We start from the raw sequence: 5705 nt of genomic DNA on the forward strand, positions 1-5705 counted from the left end.
AGCCCAGTGAAACGACGGATCCTCGCAACGTAAAATCATGCAGTTAGGCCTCATGAGAAAAGTGTACACCTGAGATGACAAGCATTTTCAACCAAAACTGGCATGGAAAAACAGCATAATTACCTATTATTCAACAAAGCCTTAATCATGAAGAAAACAACATTGGCGTTGTTACTTGGTCTTTCGTGTCCTGCTTTTGCCCAAGATGCTGATGACGCCGACAGGCTCTACGATCATCTCGAACAGAAAGATAATACCGCGCTGACCGCTCTCACCGATTTGGCTAAACATCAGGACCCGCATGCCCTCCCCCTATTAGGGTTTGTCTACGAGTTTGGCGTTTCCGTTCCCAAAAATATCCAACAGGCCATCGACTATTATCAGCAAGCGTGCGCGTTGGGTGGCGATTATGGTTGTTATAACGCCGTGTATTTTTATCAATATGGCGTCGGTGTGCCGCAGGATAACGCCCGGGCCAGCCAACTGCTGGAAAAGATTAACGCCGCAGATATTGATATCGAAACGACCAAGTCGCTCGGGCACACCATTTATGAAGCCAAAGACAAGGCTGAAACCGATGCAGAGATGCGCGTACCGATCCTGAAGTATGTTTCCCGTTATTTAAATACGGCCGATGCGGAAACGCGTCGGATATTCAGCCGCCTCTGCTTGAGTAAAAGCGACATGTTACGGCTGGCAAAGCGTTGGGCGCAGCAAGGCGATCCCGAAATAAACTTCTACGTCGGCCATTTCTATAATTTTGGCTACTCCCCGATCAAAGAGAAAGATATCGAGGCGATGAGGTGGTTTCGCCGCGCCGCAGAGGGTGGAGAGCCGGAATCTCAGAATCTTCTTGGCCTGGCCTATCGCGAAGGTCGCTGGGGTGTCGATGCTGCTGCGCAAGACGCTGTCACCTGGTTTGAACGTGCCGCGCAGCAGGGTAATAAGGATGCCATGATCAATCTTGGGGAAATGTATTACACCGGTGAAGGGATTGACGTTGATTATGACAAGGCGCGAACGCTGTTTACGCAGGCCTACGACAAAGGCGTATCGCGGGCGGCAAAATACCTCGCCTGGATTTATTACAACGGTCGGGGTGTGACAAGCGATTGCCAGAAGGCCTAGGAGTATCGCAGCCGAGGGCGCTCTGACGAAACAAAAGCCAGCTATACGGCGCACTGCGTGAACGATAAGCGTGGGCGTGAAGAAAATCGCCAAACCTTGCCCGCATTGGTATTGAAAAACGAATCGACCTTTCTCGGTGGCAGCGGTGGCACATTGAAATGTGAAAATCATTTTATCGTTGATACTAACAAACTTGCTGAAGTGGCCAATTTGCGCGTCGTCGTCACGCTAAAAAACAGCGATGGTGCCAGCGGACAATATACTATGGCGTTTGCCCCCTTTGGCATGAATACCATGAATGAAAGCCTGTACGGCAGGGAATACAGCTCCTTTCGTTCCGCCACGCTGGTTCCGCAAAAAACCAAAGATTTTTGCCAGCCTAGAGACGTGACATTCCATATCGATTCCGCCACGGCGCGAATCAACGGACAGGAAAAAGATCTGTTGGCGACGGGGATTCTCAAGCCGTATGTCAAAAATGCCGGGTAACCGCATTGCCTTAGGACAATTTTCCTGAACAATGATAGGGTATTGAGAAAAGCAGCACGGTTGATGCGCTATCAACAGGGCTCGCTTTCTGTGGTAAACTCAGTCCGTTTTCCCGCCGAATTGAACATGAGGTGCTTCTGAACACGCCGGCACAGCTTTCACTGCCACTTTCTTTGCCTGATGACGAAACCTTTTCCAGTTTCTACCCGGGAGAAAATGCGTCACTTCTGGCCGCCCTTCACAACGTGTTGCAACAAGAGCACGGTAGCTATATTTACTTCTGGTCACGGGAAGGGGGAGGGCGCAGCCATCTACTGCATGCCGCCTGCGCGGCGTTATCACGTCAGGGCGATGCGGCGGGCTATGTGCCGTTAGAAAAACGCGCCTATTTTGTGCCTGAAGTCCTGGACGGCATGGAGCAACTCGCGCTGGTCTGTATCGACAATATCGAATCCATTGCAGGCGATGATGCTTGGGAAATGGCGATGTTCAACCTCTACAATCGTATTCAGGAAGGGGGGCACACCAGGTTGTTGATCACCGGCGATCGCCCACCGCGTCAGCTTAATTTGCATCTGCCTGATTTGGCATCTCGTCTGGATTGGGGGCAAATTTATAAATTGCAGCCGCTCTCTGATGAAGAGAAAGGTGAGGCGTTACAGTTGCGCGCCCGCCTGAGAGGCTTTGAACTGCCAGAAGATGTGAGCCGCTTTTTGTTGAAGCGGCTCGATCGCGAAATGCGCACGCTGTTTATGACGCTCGATCAGCTCGATCACGCCTCGATTACAGCTCAGCGTAAACTGACTATCCCCTTCGTCAAAGAGATCCTGGGGTTATAGCAGCGCGAGCACTTGCTCTGGTGGGCGGACGATACATGCTCGTTCACCGTTGACCACAATCGGGCGCTCAATCAGCTTGGGATGTTCAACCAGTGCAGCAATCAGCTCTGTTTCACTTAACGTCGTGTCCGACAGATTTAATTCGCGGTACAGATCTTCTTTCTGGCGCATTAATTCACGTGCGCTGCTAAAACCTAACTGTGATAACAGTTGGCGAATCTGCGCGGCATCAGGTGGCATATCCAGATAGAGCACCACGCGCGGCGTGACACCGTGTTGCTGTAACAGCGCCAGCGTTTCACGGCTCTTGGAGCAGCGCGGGTTGTGATAAATAACGATATCGTGCGACATGGGCTGTGTTCCTTGCTGTTTATCAAGATTTTTCAAACTGACGGAAACGTTGCTGCAACTGGCGTAACTGGTCAATGCGGGCATCATAGCGCGCCTGCTCCAGACTGCCGAGTTTACTCAGCGAGCTGGCATTGCTGAACAGCACGATGGCCTGATCCAGTTTTCCGGATAACGCCAGCTCCTCTCCGCGCGCGGCAAGCTCTTCGGCACGCATGCCTTGTGCGGCGGAGGCCTGCGCCAGCAGCGACCAGCCGTTGGGATCGCCCGGATTAGCGTAGGTATAACGATAGAGCAGACGGCTGGCTGCGGCGGCCTGACCGCCCGTGACATAGGCGTTAGCAAAATTCAATTGCAGTACCGGATTGTTCTGGGCGCCCGGTGCTTTTTGTAAGTGTGCGATGGCCTGAGCGGCTTTGTTTTGCGCCAGATCGATATCCGTCATCAGATCGAGAAACCAGGGGCTGTCCGGGGTTTTATCCAGCAGTGGCTGAAGCACCGCGCGGGCATCGGCCAGACGACTATCCGGCAACGGGTGTGTCAGCAGCATTTCCGGCGGTTTGGTGGCATGGCGTGATTGATCGGCTAATTTTTGCATGAAGTTAGGCATAACCTGCGGATCAAACACAGTCCGCTGCAACACTTGCAGACCAATACGATTGGCTTCCTGTTCGTTGGATTGCGTGAAGCTGATAATTCCCTGCTGTACGCCCGCCAACGTGCCGCTCAGGGCTGCCATTCCCACCTGCGGGTTGGCCATGGCGAGCAGAATGGAAACCAATGCACCAACCCAGGTAAGCGGGGCTCTGCGCTGCTGTGATTCCATGGCGCGCGCCAGATGGCGTTGGGTGACGTGAGAGATTTCATGCGCCAGCACCGAGGCCAGTTCGCTTTCGTTTTCTGCGTAGCGGAACAAGGCAGAATGGATGACCACATTGCCACCGAAGAAGGCAAAGGCGTTCAGTTCATCGTTGCGAATGATGAAGAAGTGAAAAGGCGTGCGTACTGAGTTGGCGCTTTTTACTAACCGTTAGCACAGTTGGTTGATGTATTGTACCAGCAGCGGATCGTCAATCAGCGGTGCACCACCGCGCATTTGCCGTAGATAGAAATCACCCATGGCAATTTCTTGATTGATACTGAGCGTACCGCATGCTGTGGTTCCCATATCGGGAAGATGATCCTGCATATCCGCAACCACGGGTGCTGCGATGCCGCCCAGCATTGCGCCGAACAGCAGCGCAGTCAGTGTTTTCTTTACTCTGAATCCACGCAGAAACGTCTTGCCTGCCGGAACGGTAATACGAGGACGTTCAGCACCTAACCAATTGAAGACCATGAGTGGGACCTTCTCGACTGCACGGTAAAAGCGATTAGTGCCTATCTTATCTAGCGCGGAGGGAGCATGCAAAGTGGAATGCGGGAAAAGTGCAGCATAACAGCGCGCCGTGCAAAAAACAGCAAGCGCAAGGTTGCGCGCAGTAACGCAAAAACACCGACACTATAACAGTGCCGGTGGATACTTGGCGCGCTATCAGGCGCTTTTCAGATAGTTCAGCACGATATCGTGGTGATCGCTGATTTTGAAATCATCAAACACGTGCGCCACTTTACCATCTTCATCAATCAAAAAGCTGATACGGTGGATGCCGTCGTAGGTTTTTCCCATAAATGTCTTTTCGCCCCACACGCCGAAGGCTTGTGAGATCTGATGATCTTCGTCGGACAACAACGTAAAGTTCAACAGCTCTTTTTCCGCAAAGCGAGACAGTTTTTCCGGTTTGTCGGTGCTAATACCCAACACTTCCACGCCATGTTTCTTCAGATCGTCCATGTTGTCACGCAAACCGCAGGCTTGCACGGTACATCCCGGCGTCATAGCTTTAGGGTAAAAATAGACCAACACTTTTTGTCCCTGGAAGTCGGTTAAATTTACTTGTTCGCCATCTTGGTCGGGCAAGCTAAATTTCGGTGCGGTATCACCGGCTTTCAGTGTGTTCATCACTACTCTCCATCTTCCTCTTCATGCTGTGGATAGTTCACGACGCTAATACTGCCTTGTGTGTGCAGTTCTGTACATAGCTGATGAAAGGCTGGCTCAATAATTGCGCCATTAAGCGTTTTAGTGCTGTGTGCGGTGATTTGAATATATAACGTTGACGGATGTCCGCTGGTGGCTGGCTGTGTTTTTGAAACCAGCTCCGCAATGTTCATGTGATGGGCGTCAAACAGGGCGGTAAAACGTTCAATAATATGCGGTGAATCAGCCAGTTAAACCTTGAACCATACCGTCGAGGGCATCGGCGGGCGAGCCTGGGATTCCGTGCGCTTCATCACGATCAACAATTCCATTTCCCCCCTTTGAGCGGCAGCGTGGATTCGATAAGCGTGATGGCATTCCAACTTCCCGACAGCAGCATGATGAACGTGAACTCTTTGCACAGCATCGCAAGACGACTATCTTCAATATTACAGCCACAGATACTGACGTGACGTGTGATGGCGTTCACAATCCCGGGACGATCGACTCAGAGGGCAGTGATAACTAGAAAATTTGTAGTGTATTCAATGAGTTGATGTAGCATCAAACGTAGTACTCGCGTTCGATGTAAGTACCGATGATCCTATCGTGAATTTCGGATGATTTTGAATATCCGAGCGTCTTGCGATTGAGCCGTTGCAATCGGTTACGCAGTGTCAGATGTGCACGCTCAATACGCTGTGTATACAGCTTGCTGACAATGTGTTTTACTTTTAGAAGTTCGTCGTTGTAAGCCTGTAGCCATCCGTGGTTGCATGACTGACGACGGTAACGCTTGATGGCCACTTTTGCCATCACCGTGTTTTTTCACAGGAGATGTCTGTTCACAAAACGGGCATCTTACATCAACTTTAGCCACT

Annotated in this window: 5 protein-coding genes and 3 pseudogenes; 3 read left to right on the plus strand and 5 right to left on the minus strand. The window is 51.3% G+C overall.

Going from position 1 to position 5705, the window contains the following annotated elements:
• The first annotated feature begins 102 nt into the window (after nt 1-102).
• The 3 genes from QZ506_RS12815 (at nt 103) to hda (ending at nt 2456) form a co-directional block, all read left to right on the plus strand.
• Nucleotides 103-1128: an SEL1-like repeat protein gene (locus QZ506_RS12815; protein ID WP_291971531.1), complete on the plus strand. Its 1026-nt coding sequence runs from the start codon at nt 103-105 to the stop codon at nt 1126-1128.
• Between the two features lie 57 nt (nt 1129-1185).
• Entirely contained in the window at nt 1186-1617 is a 432-nt protein-coding gene (locus QZ506_RS12820) for a hypothetical protein (protein ID WP_291971532.1), read from the plus strand.
• Between the two features lie 131 nt (nt 1618-1748).
• Complete coding sequence (gene hda, locus QZ506_RS12825) at nt 1749-2456, plus strand: DnaA inactivator Hda (RefSeq protein WP_291971533.1); 708 nt, start codon at nt 1749-1751, stop codon at nt 2454-2456.
• Here the strand turns inward: hda and arsC are convergent.
• The 5 genes and pseudogenes from arsC to QZ506_RS12850 all read right to left on the minus strand — a co-directional run bounded on the left by arsC (nt 2451) and on the right by QZ506_RS12850 (nt 5704).
• Entirely contained in the window at nt 2451-2807 is a 357-nt protein-coding gene (gene arsC, locus QZ506_RS12830; RefSeq protein WP_291971535.1) for an arsenate reductase (glutaredoxin), read from the minus strand. The two genes, hda and arsC, sit on opposite strands and share 6 nt — an antisense overlap.
• 22 nt (nt 2808-2829) lie before the next feature.
• A pseudogene (locus QZ506_RS12835) lies at nt 2830-4029 on the minus strand (M48 family metalloprotease).
• 309 nt (nt 4030-4338) lie between these two features.
• On the minus strand, nt 4339-4806 hold the full coding sequence (gene bcp / locus QZ506_RS12840) for a thioredoxin-dependent thiol peroxidase (protein ID WP_291971537.1): 468 nt from the start codon (nt 4804-4806) through the stop codon (nt 4339-4341).
• Between the two features lie 2 nt (nt 4807-4808).
• Nucleotides 4809-5317 (minus strand): annotated as a pseudogene (locus QZ506_RS12845) (glycine cleavage system transcriptional repressor).
• Nucleotides 5318-5388: 71 nt separating this feature from the next.
• Nucleotides 5389-5704 (minus strand): annotated as a pseudogene (locus QZ506_RS12850) (IS1 family transposase).
• Nucleotide 5705 lies beyond the last annotated feature (1 nt).

This window comes from Candidatus Symbiopectobacterium sp. (assembly GCF_020054415.1).
GTDB lineage: Bacteria > Pseudomonadota > Gammaproteobacteria > Enterobacterales > Enterobacteriaceae > Symbiopectobacterium.